Genomic DNA, 16,013 nt, shown 5'->3' with positions numbered 1-16,013 from the left:
TAGTTGGGAGCCTAGACCAGCAGAAAGGCCCTGAAGTCGTTGACGTTCGTGCCGGTCGGGCCTGTCTCGAACAGGTCGCCCGATGCAGAGAAGTCGGACCAGGCGTCGTGTCGCGCGAGGTGGGCGCGCGGCTCGCCGCCAGCCGCCCGGATACGCGCGGCGGTTCCGCCATCGCAGAAGGCGCCGGCATTGGTCTCCGAGCCGTCGATGCCGTCGGTGTCGGCCGCAAGCGCGGTGATGCCGGAGGTGCCGTCGAGGTCGATGGCAGCGGCCAGCAGCAGTTCGGTGTTTCGCCCGCCTTTGCCCGCACCCTCGGGTCCGATCGTGACGGTCGTTTCCCCGCCCGAGAGCAGAACCATCGGGCCCTCCTGCGGCGGACGGCTTNGTGTTTCGCCCGCCTTTGCCCGCACCCTCGGGTCCGATCGTGACGGTCGTTTCCCCGCCCGAGAGCAGAACCATCGGGCCCTCCTGCGGCGGACGGCTTGCCTGAAACTCCATCGCCAGCGCCGCATGCATGCGGCCGATATCGCGCGCTTCCCCCTCGATCCGGTCGGACAGGATCAGCGGCGTCACGCCGGCCTCAAGGCTCAAGCGCGCCGCTGCCTGCAACGAGACACGGGCGGACGCGATGACATGGGCCTCGTGCCCTGCAAAGGCCGGATCGTCGGGACGCAAAGTCTCCGCCGTGGCGATATGTTGGAGAATGCGGGGCGGAACGTTCATCCGGTAGTCGCGGATCGCCCGCAGCGCATCTTCGCGACCGGCGGCATCGGGAATGGTCGGGCCGGAGGCGACGAAGGCCGGGTTGTCGCCGGGAACGTCGGAGACGACGAGGCTGACGACGCGGGCCGGAAAGGCGAGCGCTGCGAGCCGCCCGCCCTTGATCATCGAGACATGCTTGCGCACCACGTTCATCGCTGAGATCGGCGCGCCGGAGGCGAGCAAGGCCTCGTTCAGCGCCACCTCGTCGGCAAGCGCGAAGCCCGGCGGCGGCGACGGCAGGAGCGCGGAGCCGCCGCCGGAGATCAGCGCAATGACGAGATCGTCCCCCGTCAGGCCGCGCACCGCCGCCATCAGGGCCTGCGCCCCGGCGATGCCCGCCTCGTCGGGAACCGGGTGCGCCGCCTGCAGCACCCGGATGCGCGAGCACGCCGCAACCGGGCCGTGCCGCGCAACGACCACGCCTTCCAGCGGCCCATCCCACACGCTTTCCAGCGCCTGCGCCATCTGGCTCGCCGCCTTGCCCGCGCCGATCACCACCGTGCGACCCCTAGGTCGCGCCGGGAGATGGGCACGGATCGCCTCCAGCGGATCGGCCGCGCGAACGGCGGCGTGGAAGAGCGAGGCGAGGAAAGCGCGCGGGTTCTCAAGTGGCATCAGGGTCCGACCTTCCTGGGCATGGCGACACCTTTTGTGGCAAAGCCGGCGATGGAATGCAAAGCCTTCGTTCCCTCAAAATCCCGCACTTCGGAACATGCGAATCTTTCTGCCGCGATCTCTTCAATCCGAACACGGCAAAAGCCAAATCGTTCTGCACCAACCGCTGAGAACAGGGTAGGACTTGCCGGAAGCGGCGCTTTTGACGGATGACAATCTCGAAGACGGACGGCTGTCGATCGATCTCGTCCGTGAAATCCCCGACGCCCTTTGACCTCCTGGGTTGAAGACATCGAGGGTCGGAAAGGTCGACGACCTCAGTTCCCTATACGTCTTGTCTATTCCGGCTCGATTTTCCCACTTTTGGATTCCAGGCGGTAGCGGCTGGCTGGGTAGACGAGGCGGGCGACGGAGACGTTGTTCTGCAAGGACCATGTCCGCCGCCGAATGGTCAGGCAGGGTTCGGACGGCAGAATAACCAGCAGCTTGCACTCCCATGGCTGCGGCATCGCCGCCTCAACCACGTGTTCCGACCCGCTGAGCGGCGCGGCGATCATGAGATAGGCGTTCGGGGTCTCCACCGCGAAATCCTGCGCCAGATAATCGGGCGCCATCTGCGGATTGACGAACCGATCCTCGATCTGCACCGGCACGCCGTTTTCACTGTGCACGATCAACGAATGAAAGACGTCGGCCCCGATGGGAAGACTGAGCGCATCGGCAATCTCGGGCGACGCGTTCTCGCCGGCGAGAACCACGACGCGCGCCCGGTGTACATGGCCCCGCGCCTTAATTTCGTCGGCGATATTGCGAACCTCGAACAGCTCGGAATAGCCCTTGCGTTCCGCCACGAACGAGCCGACGCCCTGGATGCGCACGAGCTCGCCTTCGCTCGCCAGTTCGCGAAGCGCCCGGTTGGCCGTCATCTTGCTGACGCCGAGTTCGGCCACCAGTTCGTTCTCGGAGGGCACGCGGTGGCGCGGCGGCCATTCGCCGCTCTGGATCCGGCCGAGGATCATCTGCTTGACACCGGCATAAAGCGGCGCACCATCCCCTTCGGTGCCGTCCCAGCTTAGCGCCGGCGACTTATCGGATCTGCGACTCATCTGGCTAATCCTTGAGCAGAAAAAAATGTGCTTCTCAATAAAGCCTTGCCTCTTGCTTACCACAAGAAAATACATATGGTCCCATATACAACATCGCTTCACGAGAACGTGCGCAGCGTTGTTCTCAAGCAAGCCGGCGCAGATCGGCCAAGGGAATGCCATCAAACTCCGAGAGGAACCGGATCATGAAGTTCACACGCATTCTGACGGCGGGCGCGCTTGCGCTTGCGTCCCTGTCTGCCGCCGCGCTGACCGCATCGGTCGTGACGGCGAAAGACTGGAAGACCGTTACGATTACCCTTGAGGGCGCCTATGCGCCTTGGAACCTCACCAATCCCGACGGCACGCTCGGCGGCTTCGAACCGGAGCTTGCCAAATATCTCTGCGATCACATGAAAGTGGACTGCAAGCTGGTCGCGTCCGACTGGGACGGCATGATCCCGGCCCTGACGGCCGGCAAGTACGACGTGATCATGGACGCGCTATCGATCACCGAAGAGCGCAAGAAGATCATCGACTTCACCATCCCCTATGCGCATACGCACGCCGCCTTCGCGACGGCGAAAGACAGCCCGCTGGCCAACGCCACGGGAACCGGCACGGTCATCAAGCTCGATCCCGGCGCAACCGGCGTCAAGGAGATCGACAGCCTCAAGGAGGCCTTTGCCGGGAAAACGATCGGCATTCAGGCCGCAACCGTCTATTCCAAGTTCATCTACGACAATTTCGGCTCCATCGCCACGGTGCGGGAATACAAGACGGGCGCCGAGCGGGATCTCGACCTCGAGAGCGGCCGGATCGACCTTGTCTTCGACGATGCCGTCTATCTGATTTCGGCCTTCGAGAAATCGAACGGCACGCTGGCTTTCACCGGCCCGGAAATCGGCGGCACCATCTTCGGCAGCGGCGAAGGCCTCGGCCTGCGCCAGGCCGATACCGATCTGCGCGACCTGTTCAACAAGGCGATCCAGTCGGCCCTCGACGACGGCACGATCAAGACGCTGTCCATGAAGTGGTTCAAGACGGACGTCACCCCCTGAAGCACGACAGTCGCCGCCCCGATCTTGAGGATCGGTGGCGGTGGCCTTGGGTGTGCAGTGCATCGATCCATGATCCATCCCGGTGCCCAAAGCGGCGCGCGCAACGGACAAGAAGGGCGGCTCGCGCATGACAATTCTGCAAACCATCGGCTTCGGCCCGAGCGGCTGGGGCGGGCTGCTTCTGATCGCCGCGCTGATGACGCTCTGCGTGACGGCGACCGCGCTGTTGATCGGCATGGTCTTCGGCACGCTGATCGCCTGGGCCAAGCTTTCGGGCAGTCGTCTGGCCCGCGGCCTCGGCAGTGCCTACACCACCATCTTCCGCGGCGTGCCGGAATTGCTGATCATCTATCTCGTCTATTTCGGCGGATCGAGCCTCGTGACGGCGATCGGGGCGGCCATGGGGTTCGAAGGCTTTCTCGGCCTGCCCTCCTTTGCCGCCGGCGCCTTGGCCGTCGGCATCATTTCCGGCGCGTACCAGGCAGAGGTCTACCGTGGCGCCTTTCTCGCCATTCCCAAGGGCGAACTGGAGGCGGCGCAGGCGATCGGCATGCCACGCCTGCTGCGTTTCCGGCGTATCGTCGCACCGCAGGTGTTCCGTTTCGCGATCCCCGGCATCGGCAATGTCTGGCAGCTGAGCCTCAAGGATTCCGCGCTGGTCTCGGTCACCGGACTGGCCGACCTGATGCGCACCAGCCAGATCGCCGCAGGCTCGACGCGCCAGCATTTCCTGTTCTTCATCGTTGGCGGCTGCCTTTACCTGCTGCTGACCAGCCTGTCCGACAGGGTCTTCAACCGTGCGGAGCACCGCGCCAATCGCAGCATGCCGAGCGGCATCGGCCAGGCCTGAGGAGGCATTTCTATGGATCTCGACTTCATGGCCTCCACAATGGTGACGCTGATTGCGGCCCTGCCGATGACGCTCGCCTTGTTTTCGCTGTCCGTCGTCTTTGGCGGGCTTCTGGCCCTGCTGGTGGTCTGGATGCGGGTAGGCGGTAACCCGGTCGCCCGCGGTTTTGCCAAGGGATACATTTTCGTCTTCCGTGGCTCGCCGCTGCTGATCCAGATGTTCCTGATCTTCTACGGCCTCGGCCAGTTCGGCTTCATCCGCTACAGTTTCCTCTGGCCGGCGCTGCGGGAGCCCTTCGTCTGCGCGGTCATGTCGCTGGCGCTCTGCACGGCCGGCTATACTGCCGAGATCTTTCGCTTCGGTCTGCGCTCCATTCCGGCAAAGGAGATCGAGGCGGCGCGCGCCGTCGGCATGTCCGGCTTCCTCCTGACCCGCCGCATCCTTGCCCCTATCGCCTTTCGCAACGCCCTGCCCGCCTATTCGACAGAAGTGATGATGATGGTGAAGTCCACCGCGCTCGCCAGCCTCGTGACGGTCTGGGAGGTCACGGGCGTCGCACAACGGCTGATCGCGCAGACCTACCGGACCATGGAGGTCTTTCTCTGCGCCGCTGCGATCTACCTCATCCTCAACTTCCTCATTCTCCAGGTGATGGCGTTGCTCGAATATCGACTGACGCCGCATCGTCGCACGGCGCCGCTCTTTCCGGTGGCGCAGCGATGACCGCCGCGAATGCCCCCACGATTGGAACAGCCATGGCCAGCGCAACCCGCCTTTCCGTTCGCAATATCCGCAAGAGCTTCGGGCCGCATGAGGTCTTGCGCGGCATTTCGCTCGATGCCCATGACGGCGACGTCATCTCGCTGCTCGGCGCCAGCGGTTCGGGCAAATCGACCTTTCTGCGCTGCATCAACATGCTGGAGATCGCCGATGCCGGCGAGATCGTCGTCGATGGCGAAACGATCCAGATGGAGCAGCGGCGCGGCAAAACGGTGCCGGCCAACCGGCGGCAGGTGGACCGCATGCGCTCGGAACTCGGCATGGTCTTCCAATCGTTCAATCTCTGGTCCCATATGACGATCCTGCAGAACGTCATCGAAGGCCCGATGCATGTGCTGAAGCGACCGCGTGCCGACTGCATCGCCGAGGCGGAAGCGCTGCTGGAAAAGGTCGGGATCGCCGACAAGCGGCATGCCTATCCGGCCCACCTCTCCGGCGGCCAGCAACAGCGCGCAGCGATTGCCCGTTCGCTCGCCATGAAGCCCAAGGTCATGCTGTTCGACGAGCCGACCTCGGCGCTGGACCCGGAACTCGTCGGCGAGGTGCTGCGCGTCATGCGCGCGCTTGCAGAAGAAGGCATGACCATGCTGGTCGTCACCCACGAAATGAGCTTCGCCCGAACGGTCTCCAACCGGGTCATCTTCATGAAATCCGGGGAAATCAACTGCGACGGACCGCCCGAACATGTCTTCGGTGCCGGTGCCTCCCCGGAGTTTCGCCAGTTCATCGGCCATTTCGGGAGCTGATCATGCAGGAAATTCCGCTGAACAAGCGTCTCGGCTGGCGCGAGATCGCGGCAATTGCAGGCGGCGCAACGATCGTGCTGTCGCAGGCGGCCCGCGAGCGGGTGGAGATGGCAAACCGGATCGTCGCCGCGATCGTCGAGAGCGGCGTCCGGGCCTATGGCATCACCACCGGCGTCGGCGCGCTGGCCGATACGGTGGTCGATCGCGCGTCGCAGAGCCGTCTGTCGCGCAACATCGTCCTCAGCCACGCCTGCGGCATCGGCCCTCTCCTGGAGGCATCCTCGGTGCGTGCCATCATCGCGGCACAGATCGGCAATCTGTCGCACGGCCATTCCGGCGTTCGTCCCGACCTGGTCGAAAGGCTCTGCAACTTCCTGCGCGAAGACTGCGTGCCGGATGTCCCCTCCCGGGGCTCGGCCGGCTATCTCACCCACAATGCCCATATCGCCCTGGTGCTGATCGGCGAAGGTCGGGCACGCCTGAAGGGTGCGGCGATGACGGGCGCGGACGCCCTGATGGCGCTCGGGCTGAAGCCGCTGGTGCTGGAGGCGAAGGAAGGCCTCAGCCTCGTCAACGGCACCGCCTGCTCGACCGGCCTCGGCGCCCTGGCGCTGGCGCGGGCCGAAGCTTTGCTCGATTGGGCGGACGCGATCGCCGCGCTGACGCTGGAGGCGCTCGGCGCGCAGATGACGGCGTTCGACGCCGAGGTGCTGGCGCTCCGGCCGTCACCCGGACTTCTGCAGGTTGGCGGAACGCTGCGGCACCTGCTCGCCGGCAGCGGTCTGATTGCGGCCGCGGCCGGCGCGCGGACGCAGGATGCGCTCAGCCTGCGCTCGGTTCCCCATGTCCACGGTGCCGCCCGTGATGTCTTCGAGGCGACGGCGGTCGTCGTGAACCGCGAACTGGCATCCGTCACCGACAATCCGGCGATCGGCGGCACGATCGAGCAGCCCCTGGTCTTCTCCGAAGCACATGCCGTCTCACCGGCTCTGGCACAGGCGCTGGACGGTCTCGCGATCGCGATGGCGCAGGTTGCAGCCATCAGCGAGCGCCGGACCGACCGGCTGGTCAACCCGCTGGTCAGCGGCCTGCCCGCCTTCCTCGCCGCGGATCCGGGCGCCGGCTCCGGCTACATGATCGCCCATTACACGGCCGCCGCCCTCGCCGCGGACAACCGCCGCCTCGCCCTGCCCGCCAGCCTCGACGGCGGCGTGACCTCCGGCAATCAGGAGGATTTCCTCGCCCACCCCACTGCCGCCGCCAACAAGCTGCTGGCCATCATCGACAATGCCGAGCAGATCCTTGCGATCGAATATGCAAGCGCCGCGCAGGCACACGAATTCCGCCACGCGATCGCCCCCCGCGCCGAGGGCACCGATCGCCTTTACCGCTATTTCCGCTCCAGTATCCCCCCTTACGCCGACGACCGTCCGCTTGGATGGGACCTTGAAGCGGCGCGCGAATTGATCGTGCAGAGGCGGCCGGAAGATCTCTGAAGAGAGAACGCGGCGACGAAGGCGGCAACATCGCTCGCCCGAGCGACCGACAGCACCGAAATCGACCTCCGCTGCCAAGCCTTCTCCCGCAAGTTCAGGCGCGGGGACCTCACCGACAGCGCGATGGGCTGACGCCGTATCGCTCGCTGAATTTGTGCGAGAAATGCGCGAGGCTTTTGAAGCCCCATTTGTAACAGACATCGGAGACGCTCATCTTGCAGGCGCCGCTCTGCAGGAGATCGCGACGGGCGCCTTCGAGCCTCTTCTCCTGGATATGGGCGACCAGCGACAGCCGCTCCCCCTGAAAAAGACGGTTCAGCTGGCGCAGACTGATGCCCATGAAATCGGCGATCGCCGTGGGATTGAGATCCGGATCTCCAAGGCGATCGGCGATGTACTTGCGAGCCCGCAGCAGCAACTGGGCGTGATAGGTGGAGCGCTCGCCGCCATTGACGAGGGAATAGGCCGTCTCCATGACGTCCCAGACCTTCTTCTCGAGCGCGGCACCGACCCTTTCGCCCGTGATACTAGAGGATTGCACCTCGCGCATCACGTCGTGCAGCGCCAGCGGAATCATCCGTGCGGGATTGGTCGAACCGCCGAAGTGGACGACGTCCCGCAAACTCCAGTCGCCGAAACGATCCCGAAAATCCTCCCCGGGAATTTCGAAGATAGCCTGGCGGGCGAAAGCCGGGAAACCGTGCATATAGGCCTGATTGGTGTCGTAGAGGACGACGTCGCCCGCTTCCGCCACCAGACATCGTCCTGCCCGGTTCACGAAGACCTTGCCGTCGAGGATCACCGTCAGGAAGGCGCTGTCCTTTTCCCGCCGACGCAGCAGGCTGGGCGTCCGCTCGATGAAGTGCTCGTCGCCGGCGATGTCGATCATCTTCATGCGCCCGAGGTCGAAGTAATGGTAGCGCGCGTTCAGCCCCTGTTCGGACAGGCACGAACATCGCAGCCCGACGACCTGCTCGGCGCAATGCTCCTCCCAGAGATCGATCCGCTCATGTGGCGCGACGACGCGCGTGTCAAAGGTCACCCCTCCCGAGACGGCGCTCGGGAGGGCGACAACGCCCGGCCTTATATTCAATGTATCCTCCCTGCCCCGGCCACGGCTCCCAAGGGGTCCGCGGAGGGCCAGGGGAGTGTGACAAAACGCAAGTCTTCCGTCAAACCTCTTGCGCGGCGGATTGTCAGTCGACTGCACATTTTCTAATGGACCGGCATGCATCAGACGGTGAGGTAGCCGCCATCGATCGGGAGGATCGCTCCGGTGATGTAGCCGGCCGCAGGGCTCGCCAGATAGACGATCGGATCCGCGATCTCTTTCGGCTCACCCCAGCGGCCGAAGGGGATGCGGGCGAGAATCGGTCCGGAGGCCTCCGTGTCCGAGAGAAGGGTCTTCGACAGCGGCGTCACGATCCAACCCGGTGCGACGGCATTGACCCGGATCGCCGGCGCATATTCCTGCGCCAGCGATTTTGTCAGCTGCACGACGGCGCCCTTGGAGGACGCATAGGCCGGCCGATCCCCCGAGCCGAAGGTGGAATACATCGACGCGATGTTGACGATCGCGCCGCCGGCCGGCATGCGCGGACGCGCGGTGCGACAGGCTGTCAGGATGGAGTACAGGTTGATCGACATCACCTCGGCAAAGGACTGGGACGTCCACTCGTCCCGGTCGCGGCTGACCCCGGCGCAGTTGACCAGCACATCGATGCTCTCGAAGGCGGAAATGTAATTTTCCAGATCCGCGGTCGACCGGACATCCATCTCGGACGCGGTGATGCCGGCCAAACCCGCCTTCGCGCCCGTCATCAGCCCGGCGACATGCGTCCGGGCACCGAGCGCGCTGAAGGCTTCGGCCGTCGCGGCACCGATACCGGACGTTCCGCCGATGACGACGACGGTCTTGTCTGAGAACAGTTTTGGTTCAAACGTCATGGGGTTCCTCCAACCAGGCCATGGGTCGATGCACGTCGTGCCGGTCGCTACGGAACGACCAGCACCTTCACGTCGTCGTTCGGCGCCGCCAGTCTCTCGAAGGCGCTGGCCACCACTTCGGCGAGCGGCACTTCCCGGGTGACGATCAGCGAGGGATCGAACAGTCCGCCGGCGATCATGCCGATCAGGTCGGCATAGACATGCCGGTAGCCGCACGAAGGTATGATCTCCACCTCGCGGTTGACGAGGTCGAAGGCATCGACGCGGGCGGGTGCGCCGAACAGCCCGACCAGCACGACCTTGCCACCCTTGCGGACAGACTGGATGGCATCGTCGAGCGCCGGCTGCACGCCGACGGCCTCGAAAGCCACGTCCACGCCGCGGGCCTGCGTCGGCAGATGGCCCGACAGGCTGTTGACGGTTTCGGTCGCGCCCAGCGCCCGCGCGCGCGCAAGCCTTGCATCCGACACGTCGCTGACGACGATCCGTTTCGCCCCGGCAACGGCCGACAGCTGCACGAGCAGAAGCCCGATGGGGCCGGCACCGACAACGGCGACACTTTGTCCCGCCGTCAGGCCAGAGCGTCGCAGCGCATGCAGGGCAACCGCGGCCGGCTCCAGAACGGCAGCCTGACGGTCGGTCACCGCATCCGGCAGGATGTGCAGCATGTAGTGGGGAACGACGGCCTCCTCCGCCATGCCGCCATGTCCCATCAACCCAGCAAATCCCATCTTTTCACAGAGATTGTAGTCTCCCTGCAGGCAGGCGGCGCATGCGCCGCAGCGGTATTCCGGCTCCACCGCCACTCTCTGTCCGACCTTCACGGCTCCGCAGGCGCCGTAGATCTCGACCACTTCGCCGGTGAACTCGTGGCCGAGGACCAGCGGCGCAACCACGCCCGAAATCGGATGTGGCTCTTTCACCGGGATGGCATGCGGGCCGTTCAGGAATTCATGCATGTCGGAACCGCAGATCCCGCAGCGCGTGACACGCAGGCGCACCTCGCCCGGCTCGAGGGCGGGACGAACCCGCCGCTCGATCCGGATGTCTTTGGCCGCGTGCCAGACCGCGGACAGGATGCCCTTGTCGTTTGCCCGATCCGCTGGTGCCCGATCCGTCAGTGCCCCGTCCATCAGCGGAAAAGACCGTCGATGTAGGCGGCACCGAGGCCGACCTTTTCGTAATGGGCCCGTGCCAGCGCGATGTAATCATGCACATCGAAGGTGCCGGCCGAGTTGCCGTCCTCGTCCAGCCAGATGAGCGGTCCCGTCACCTTGAAATGGACGCGCATGGGTTCGTCGCTTTCATAGGCGACGAGCGTATGCCCCTCGCCGGGCGTCTCGTAGACGAAGTCGCCAGCTGAGGCGGTCCAGTCGTGCTCCAGATAGCCCCACTTGCCCGAGATCGTATAGGCGAAGACTTCGTGCGGATGATAATGGCGGTTTACCAGACCCGCCTTCTTCGCCATCAGGATATCGCACCACATGTTGCGGTCCGGCGAGATCCACAACGGGCGGGTCGAGACCGTTTCGGTCAGGGGAACGTAATAGCGTTCGTCATCGGTCGCGGCGTTGGGAAGATAGACTTCGGGTTTCGCGTCCGGCTTGAACACGTTCTCGATCGGCTTGATGTCGCGCCAGAATTCGTTCGTCGCAGCTTCGGGCATGTCGGTTACCTCCCAGTAGATCCAGGGCTCAGTCGCCCCGACAACAAGAATAGTGATTACGACGGAGGAGGCTTGACGGGCAGGGACACTTGTTTTGTCTCTCCGCGCCCAAACGTCCAAAGGGGTGGGAGGTGGGTGGGACAGGATAAATTGCCGCGTCTAAGCTCCTGTCCACCGCAGTGCCCGAGTGGGTCGCGGTCCGCGCTTGGAGGGCGCGGCATCTGGGAGAGCTGTCGATCGACGCGACGCATCAGGGGATGACGCGCGATCGGCCAAGGGAGGTTTCGATATGACATTCCGGTATCAGACTGGCAGACATGAGAGTGGTCCGCAGGACGGTGGCGTGACGCGGCGCACGACCCTCAAGGCACTCGCCACGGGCGCCGCGGTCCTTGCGGCGCCATCCTATCTGCGCGCCCAATCGGCACAGACCATCAAGATCGGCTTCATCACCCCCCAGACGGGACAGATGGCGCCCTTCGGAGAAACGGACGCCTTTGCGGTCGAATTCATCCGCAAGCATCTGGCCAAAGGTCTCGAGATCGGCGGCAAGACCTACGCGCTCGAGATCATCGAACGAGACGCACAGTCCAACCCCAACCGTGCAGCGGAGCTGGCCGGGGAATTGTGCCAGAACGACGGCGTCCACATGCTGATACCGGCCTCGACGACGGATGTGACGCTTCCCGTCTCCGAACAGGGCGAATTGTTCGAGGTGCCCACCCTCTCGTCCAGCGCGCCCTGGCAGGCCGTCATCATGCCGCGCGGCGGCGCCGATCAGAGCTTCAACTGGACCTACCACTTCTTCTGGGGCCTGGAAGACATCGTCCAGACCTTCGTCAACATGTGGAACGGCCTCGAGAGCAACAAGAAGGTCGGCCTTCTGCTGCCGCGCAACGCGGACGGCGAGGTCTGGGGCGACGACAAGATCGGCCTGCCCCCGGCCATGCGCGCCGCCGGCTTCGAGGTCATCGCACCGTCGAAATTCGAGATCCGGACCAATGACTTCTCGTCGCAGATCAGTGCCTTCAAGGAAGCCGGCTGCGAAATTCTCGGCGGCCTGGTCTTCCCGGCCGACCTGAGGACGGCGACCATCCAGATGGCGCAGCAGGGTTTCAAGCCCAAGATCATGACCGTCGCGGCCGGCCTTCTATTTCCCTCCGCCGTCGAGGCCATGGGAACGCTCGGCACCGGCATGTCGACCGAGGTCTGGTGGACGCCTGCCTTCCCCTACAAATCCACCCTGACCGGCGAGAGCTCCGCCGATCTCGCGGCAAACTGGGAAAAGGCGACCGGCAAGCAGTGGACCCAGCCGCTCGGCTACAGCCATGCCATGTGGGAGATCATCGTGGACACGCTGAAGCGTTCCGGCGACCCGATGGACCGTGCCGCCATCCGCGACGCGCTGAAGGCAACAAACCTCGACACGGTGGTCGGCAACGTCAACTGGAGCAAGGGACCTCACCCGAATGTCTCGAAGACGCCGGTTCTGGGCGGGCAGTGGCGCAAGGGCGAAAAATGGCCCTACGACCTGAAGATCGTCGAGACCGGGCTTTATCCCATCATGAAGCCGGAAAGCAGCCTGGAGATGAAGTCTTGGTGACGCCATCCGGACAGCAGACGCAAGCGGACGGAAAGGAGGTTCTTCTTTCCGTTCGCAACCTTTCCAAGAGTTTTGGGGCTCTGAAAGTGGTGCAGGACGTCAGTTTCGAGCTTGCCCGCGGGGAAGTCCTGGGCGTTCTCGGGCCGAACGGGGCCGGCAAGACCAGTCTGTTCAACCTCATCTCGGGCGACATCGCCTTCGACACAGGCGCGATCACGCTCAGTGGCACGCCGCTCGGTCGCGAACCCTCCTACAGGCGGGCCATGAGGGGGATCGGGCGGACCTATCAGATCCCCCGCCCCTACGCCAAGATGACGACCTTCGAAAACCTGCTCGTCGCCGCCCGCTTTGCAGCCGGTCGCAGCGAGCGCGAGGCCTATCTCTCCTGCGCCGCGCTGCTGGAGGATTGCGGGCTCGCCGGCAAGGCCAATCTCCCCGCCGGCGGCCTGACCCTGCTCGATCGAAAGCGGCTGGAACTGGCCCGGGCCCTTGCGGGCGAGCCGAAACTCCTTCTTCTCGACGAGATCGCCGGCGGGCTCACGGAAGCCGAAGCCGGGCAATTGGTGTCGCTGATCCGGCAGGTGCGCGATCGGGGCATCACGATCATCTGGATCGAGCATGTCCTGCACGCCGTGATGGCCGTGGCCGAGCGTCTTCTCGTTTTGAGCTTCGGCGAGAAGATCGCTGACGGCAAACCGCAGGAGGTGATCGACAATCCCGACGTACGCCGCATCTATATGGGGATCGAAGCATGAGCGCGTCTCCTCTTCTGACGGCGCGCGCGCTTTGCGCCGGCTATGGCGATTTCCAGGCCCTGTTTTCCATCGATTTCGATATCCAGCCCGGCGAGGTGGTCGCCCTCATCGGTGCCAATGGTGCGGGCAAGTCCACGCTGCTGAAAACCTTCGTCGGCCTCGTGCCGATCCGGGACGGGTCGCTGACATTCTGCGGCCTGGACGTGTCGAAAACCCCGGCGCATGCGCTGGTCTCGCGCGGGCTGGCGCTGGTTCCGGAAGGCCGCCGGCTGTTTCGGGGCATGACGGCGGAGGACAATCTGCGGGTCGCGGCGGATCACGCCGGCCAACCGGCGGCGGGCACGCGCCCGTGGACGCTGGAGCGGCTCTACGACCTCTTTCCGATTCTGGCCGAGCGCCGGGCACAAGCCGTCGAGGACCTCTCGGGCGGGCAGCAGCAGATGGTCGCGATCGGCCGCGCCCTGATGACGCAGCCGAAGCTGCTTCTCTGCGACGAAATCAGCCTCGGCCTCTCGCCGAAGGTGATCGCGGAAATCTACGACATGCTGCCGGTCATCCGGCAGGCCGGCACCGCGATCGTCCTGGTCGAGCAGGACGTCTCCCTCGCCAGCCGGAGTTCCGACCGGGTCTACTGCATGCTGGAGGGACGCATCACGCTGTCCGGCCGATCGTCCGAGGTGACGCGAGACGAGATCACCCAAGCCTATTTCGGAGTGAAACATGACCTGGGTTGACGCCGTTATCCAGGGGCTGCTGCTCGGCGGCCTCTATGCACAATATGCGATCGGCCTGTCGCTGATGTTCGGCGTGATGCGCATCGTCAATATCGCGCATGGCGATCTCGTGATCCTCCTGGCGCTGATCGGTATCTCGGTCTCGGCAGCCTTTGGCCTCGGGCCCGGCTTCATCATGCTGCTGATGATCCCTCTCGGCGCGCTGATCGGTTGGGGCCTGCAACGCGGTATCCTCAACCACCTCGTCGGCAACGATCCCCTGCCCTCGCTCATCGCGACCTTCGGGCTGTCGCTGGCGCTGCAGAACCTGATGCTGACGATCTGGCAGGCCGACACGCGCTCGCTCGATGCCGGCGCGCTCGCCATCCAGTCGATCGACCTCGGCGGGATCCATGTCGGCGTCCTGCCCCTCGGCATCGTCGCGGTCGCGGCCCTGCTGACCTGGGGCCTGCATGTCGTCCTGAAGACCACCCGCTTCGGCCGCGCCTTGCGGGCATCGGCGGCGGACAAGGACGCGGCGACCCTGAGCGGCATCGACACCAAGATCGTCTACGCCAAGGCGACGGCCATTGCGGTGGCGATCCTCGGCATCGCGGCCGTCTTCCAGGCCGCCCGCACGACGGTCTCTCCGGCCGACGGCGGGGCGCAACTGATCTACGCCTTCGAGGCCGTGATCATCGGCGGGATGGGTTCCATCTGGGGCGCTTTTGCCGGCGGCCTGATCCTCGGCGTGGCCCAGGTGGTCGGCTCCCGCATCGATCCCGGCTGGGGCATTCTGGCCGGCCACCTCGTCTTTCTCCTGGTTCTCGCCTGGCGCCCCCAGGGCATCATGTCCCGTCGATAGGAGGCAGACTTGACCGCGTCCACCATTCTCGTCCACCGGCACACGCTTTCCAGCCGGATCGCCATCACCGTCGCGCTCCTTCTTCTGGCGGCGATCCCCACCATGCCGTTCTGGGCATCCAGCGGCCAGATCCGGTTGATCATCGAACTCTCCTGCCTGATCGCGATCGCGCAGATGTGGAACCTGCTGGCCGGCTATGGCGGCATGGTCTCCGTCGGCCAGCAGGCCTTCATCGGAGCCGGCGGCTATTCGCTGTTCGTCCTCTCGGTCTATGCAGGTCTCAATCCCTTCTGGTCGGTGCCGCTGGCCATGATCCTGCCCGCTCTGCTCGCAGCCCCCTCCTACCTGCTGCTGCGCAAGCTCGACGGCCCGTATTTCGCCATCGGAACCTGGGTGCTGGCCGAGGTCTTCCGGCTGGTGACGGGCAATCTCCAGGTGGTCAATGCCGGGTCCGGCATGACCTTGCGGGCGATGGGTCAGTTCACCGCCCACCAGCGGGAGATCGGCCTCACCATCCTCTGCGCCCTGCTGCTGCTCATCACGGTCGGCGGCACCTTCCTGATGCTGCGCTCGCGACTGGGCCTCGCCATGACGGCCATGCGCGACGATCCCGTCTCGGCCGCGAGCCAGGGCGTGAATGTCGGCCGCATGCGGTTCGGCATCTATGTGGTCGCCGCCATGGGAACGGGCCTTGCCGGCGCCATCTATTACATGGCGCAGCTGCGGATCTCTCCGAGTTCGGGCTTCGACCCCTACTGGTCGTCGATCTGCATCTTCATCGTCATGGTCGGCGGCATCGGGCGCCTCGAAGGGCCGATCGTGGGCGCCCTTCTCTACTTCACCGCAACCCGCCTTTTCGGCCATTACGGCGCAAGCTACATGATCGTTCTCGGCCTGTTGACCCTGCTCATCGCCCTCTTCTCGCCGGGCGGCCTCTGGGGCCTGTTCGGCAAGCTGCGGGACTGGCCCTGGTTTCCGGTCGGTCACAGGCTGGAATACCGACAGCGCGGCGATGCCTGAAGACGCCAGGCATCGCAGTCGATGGATGCGTTCCGGCATTTCGATGAGC

16 protein-coding genes and 1 pseudogene are annotated in these 16,013 nt (G+C 64.9%); 10 read left to right on the top strand and 7 right to left on the bottom strand.

The features are described 5' to 3' along the window. Positions 1-11: 11 nt before the first annotated feature. From ASG39_RS24610 to hutC, 3 genes and pseudogenes are all read right to left on the bottom strand, one after another. A pseudogene (locus ASG39_RS24610) lies at positions 12-384 on the bottom strand (MOFRL family protein); the annotation flags it as partial. A gap of 1 nt (position 385) precedes the next feature. After that, positions 386-1,377, bottom strand: a 992-nt coding sequence (locus ASG39_RS20760; protein WP_244481289.1) for a glycerate kinase, incomplete at its 3' end; no start/stop codon positions are given. Positions 1,378-1,715: 338 nt separating this feature from the next. Then, positions 1,716-2,483: a histidine utilization repressor gene (hutC, locus tag ASG39_RS20755; RefSeq protein ID WP_062596854.1), complete on the bottom strand. Its 768-nt coding sequence runs from the start codon at positions 2,481-2,483 to the stop codon at positions 1,716-1,718. A gap of 185 nt (positions 2,484-2,668) precedes the next feature. Between hutC and ASG39_RS20750 the strand changes: the two genes are divergently transcribed. The 5 genes from ASG39_RS20750 to hutH all read left to right on the top strand — a co-directional run bounded on the left by ASG39_RS20750 (position 2,669) and on the right by hutH (position 7,395). Beyond that, entirely contained in the window at positions 2,669-3,523 is an 855-nt protein-coding gene (locus ASG39_RS20750; protein WP_062596853.1) for a transporter substrate-binding domain-containing protein, read from the top strand. A gap of 127 nt (positions 3,524-3,650) precedes the next feature. Continuing rightward, positions 3,651-4,373, top strand: coding sequence for an ABC transporter permease subunit (locus ASG39_RS20745; RefSeq protein WP_062597057.1), 723 nt, complete (start codon positions 3,651-3,653; stop codon positions 4,371-4,373). Positions 4,374-4,385: 12 nt separating this feature from the next. Next, entirely contained in the window at positions 4,386-5,096 is a 711-nt protein-coding gene (locus ASG39_RS20740; protein WP_062596852.1) for an ABC transporter permease subunit, read from the top strand. Positions 5,097-5,128: 32 nt separating this feature from the next. Further along, positions 5,129-5,899: an ATP-binding cassette domain-containing protein gene (locus ASG39_RS20735; protein WP_062596851.1), complete on the top strand. Its 771-nt coding sequence runs from the start codon at positions 5,129-5,131 to the stop codon at positions 5,897-5,899. A 2-nt stretch (positions 5,900-5,901) separates the two neighbouring features. Next, positions 5,902-7,395 (top strand): histidine ammonia-lyase, encoded by a 1,494-nt coding sequence (gene hutH, locus ASG39_RS20730; RefSeq protein ID WP_062596850.1) that lies wholly within the window; start codon positions 5,902-5,904, stop codon positions 7,393-7,395. A 109-nt stretch (positions 7,396-7,504) separates the two neighbouring features. Here the strand turns inward: hutH and ASG39_RS20725 are convergent, their stop codons facing one another. The 4 genes from ASG39_RS20725 to ASG39_RS20710 all read right to left on the bottom strand — a co-directional run bounded on the left by ASG39_RS20725 (position 7,505) and on the right by ASG39_RS20710 (position 11,008). After that, positions 7,505-8,437, bottom strand: coding sequence for a helix-turn-helix domain-containing protein (locus tag ASG39_RS20725; protein ID WP_062596849.1), 933 nt, complete (start codon positions 8,435-8,437; stop codon positions 7,505-7,507). Positions 8,438-8,628: 191 nt separating this feature from the next. Continuing rightward, entirely contained in the window at positions 8,629-9,342 is a 714-nt protein-coding gene (locus ASG39_RS20720; RefSeq protein WP_062596848.1) for an SDR family oxidoreductase, read from the bottom strand. Positions 9,343-9,389: 47 nt separating this feature from the next. Then, entirely contained in the window at positions 9,390-10,475 is a 1,086-nt protein-coding gene (locus ASG39_RS20715; protein WP_200943908.1) for a 2,3-butanediol dehydrogenase, read from the bottom strand. Next, complete coding sequence (locus tag ASG39_RS20710; RefSeq protein ID WP_062596847.1) at positions 10,475-11,008, bottom strand: 2,4'-dihydroxyacetophenone dioxygenase family protein; 534 nt, start codon at positions 11,006-11,008, stop codon at positions 10,475-10,477. Before ASG39_RS20710 ends, ASG39_RS20715 begins: the two co-directional genes overlap by 1 nt. A 343-nt stretch (positions 11,009-11,351) precedes the next feature. Between ASG39_RS20710 and ASG39_RS20705 the strand changes: the two genes are divergently transcribed. From ASG39_RS20705 to ASG39_RS20685, 5 genes are read left to right on the top strand one after another with little or no spacing between them, the layout of a single operon-like run. Then, positions 11,352-12,611: an ABC transporter substrate-binding protein gene (locus tag ASG39_RS20705; protein WP_244481288.1), complete on the top strand. Its 1,260-nt coding sequence runs from the start codon at positions 11,352-11,354 to the stop codon at positions 12,609-12,611. Next, positions 12,605-13,366: an ABC transporter ATP-binding protein gene (locus ASG39_RS20700; RefSeq protein ID WP_244481287.1), complete on the top strand. Its 762-nt coding sequence runs from the start codon at positions 12,605-12,607 to the stop codon at positions 13,364-13,366. The genes ASG39_RS20705 and ASG39_RS20700 overlap by 7 nt, the downstream gene beginning before the upstream one ends. Beyond that, positions 13,363-14,100 carry an ABC transporter ATP-binding protein gene (locus ASG39_RS20695; protein WP_062596845.1) on the top strand — a complete coding sequence of 246 codons (738 nt, stop codon included), beginning with the start codon at positions 13,363-13,365 and terminating at the stop codon, positions 14,098-14,100. The genes ASG39_RS20700 and ASG39_RS20695 overlap by 4 nt, the downstream gene beginning before the upstream one ends. Further along, positions 14,087-14,944 (top strand): branched-chain amino acid ABC transporter permease, encoded by an 858-nt coding sequence (locus tag ASG39_RS20690; RefSeq protein ID WP_062596844.1) that lies wholly within the window; start codon positions 14,087-14,089, stop codon positions 14,942-14,944. Before ASG39_RS20695 ends, ASG39_RS20690 begins: the two co-directional genes overlap by 14 nt. A 9-nt stretch (positions 14,945-14,953) precedes the next feature. Further along, positions 14,954-15,964, top strand: a complete 1,011-nt coding sequence (locus tag ASG39_RS20685) for a branched-chain amino acid ABC transporter permease (protein ID WP_062596843.1) — start codon at positions 14,954-14,956, stop codon at positions 15,962-15,964. Positions 15,965-16,013 lie beyond the last annotated feature (49 nt).

The organism is Rhizobium sp. Leaf371, assembly GCF_001424045.1.
Taxonomy (GTDB): domain Bacteria; phylum Pseudomonadota; class Alphaproteobacteria; order Rhizobiales; family Rhizobiaceae; genus Ferranicluibacter.
Note: the sequence above shows the minus strand (reverse complement) of the source record. Positions and strands in the feature narration are given on the sequence as shown.

Bases quoted from the DNA above. Each gene is read 5' to 3' on its own strand.
- hutC (WP_062596854.1), bottom strand. From the start codon at position 2,483: ATGAGTCGCAGATCCGATAAGTCGCCGGCGCTAAGCTGGGACGGCACC.
- ASG39_RS20750 (WP_062596853.1), top strand. From the start codon at position 2,669: ATGAAGTTCACACGCATTCTGACGGCGGGCGCGCTTGCGCTTGCGTCC.
- ASG39_RS20745 (WP_062597057.1), top strand. From the start codon at position 3,651: ATGACAATTCTGCAAACCATCGGCTTCGGCCCGAGCGGCTGGGGCGGG.
- ASG39_RS20740 (WP_062596852.1), top strand. From the start codon at position 4,386: ATGGATCTCGACTTCATGGCCTCCACAATGGTGACGCTGATTGCGGCC.
- ASG39_RS20735 (WP_062596851.1), top strand. From the start codon at position 5,129: ATGGCCAGCGCAACCCGCCTTTCCGTTCGCAATATCCGCAAGAGCTTC.
- hutH (WP_062596850.1), top strand. From the start codon at position 5,902: ATGCAGGAAATTCCGCTGAACAAGCGTCTCGGCTGGCGCGAGATCGCG.
- ASG39_RS20720 (WP_062596848.1), bottom strand. From the start codon at position 9,342: ATGACGTTTGAACCAAAACTGTTCTCAGACAAGACCGTCGTCGTCATC.
- ASG39_RS20715 (WP_200943908.1), bottom strand. From the start codon at position 10,475: ATGGACGGGGCACTGACGGATCGGGCACCAGCGGATCGGGCAAACGAC.
- ASG39_RS20710 (WP_062596847.1), bottom strand. From the start codon at position 11,008: ATGCCCGAAGCTGCGACGAACGAATTCTGGCGCGACATCAAGCCGATC.
- ASG39_RS20695 (WP_062596845.1), top strand. From the start codon at position 13,363: ATGAGCGCGTCTCCTCTTCTGACGGCGCGCGCGCTTTGCGCCGGCTAT.
- ASG39_RS20690 (WP_062596844.1), top strand. From the start codon at position 14,087: ATGACCTGGGTTGACGCCGTTATCCAGGGGCTGCTGCTCGGCGGCCTC.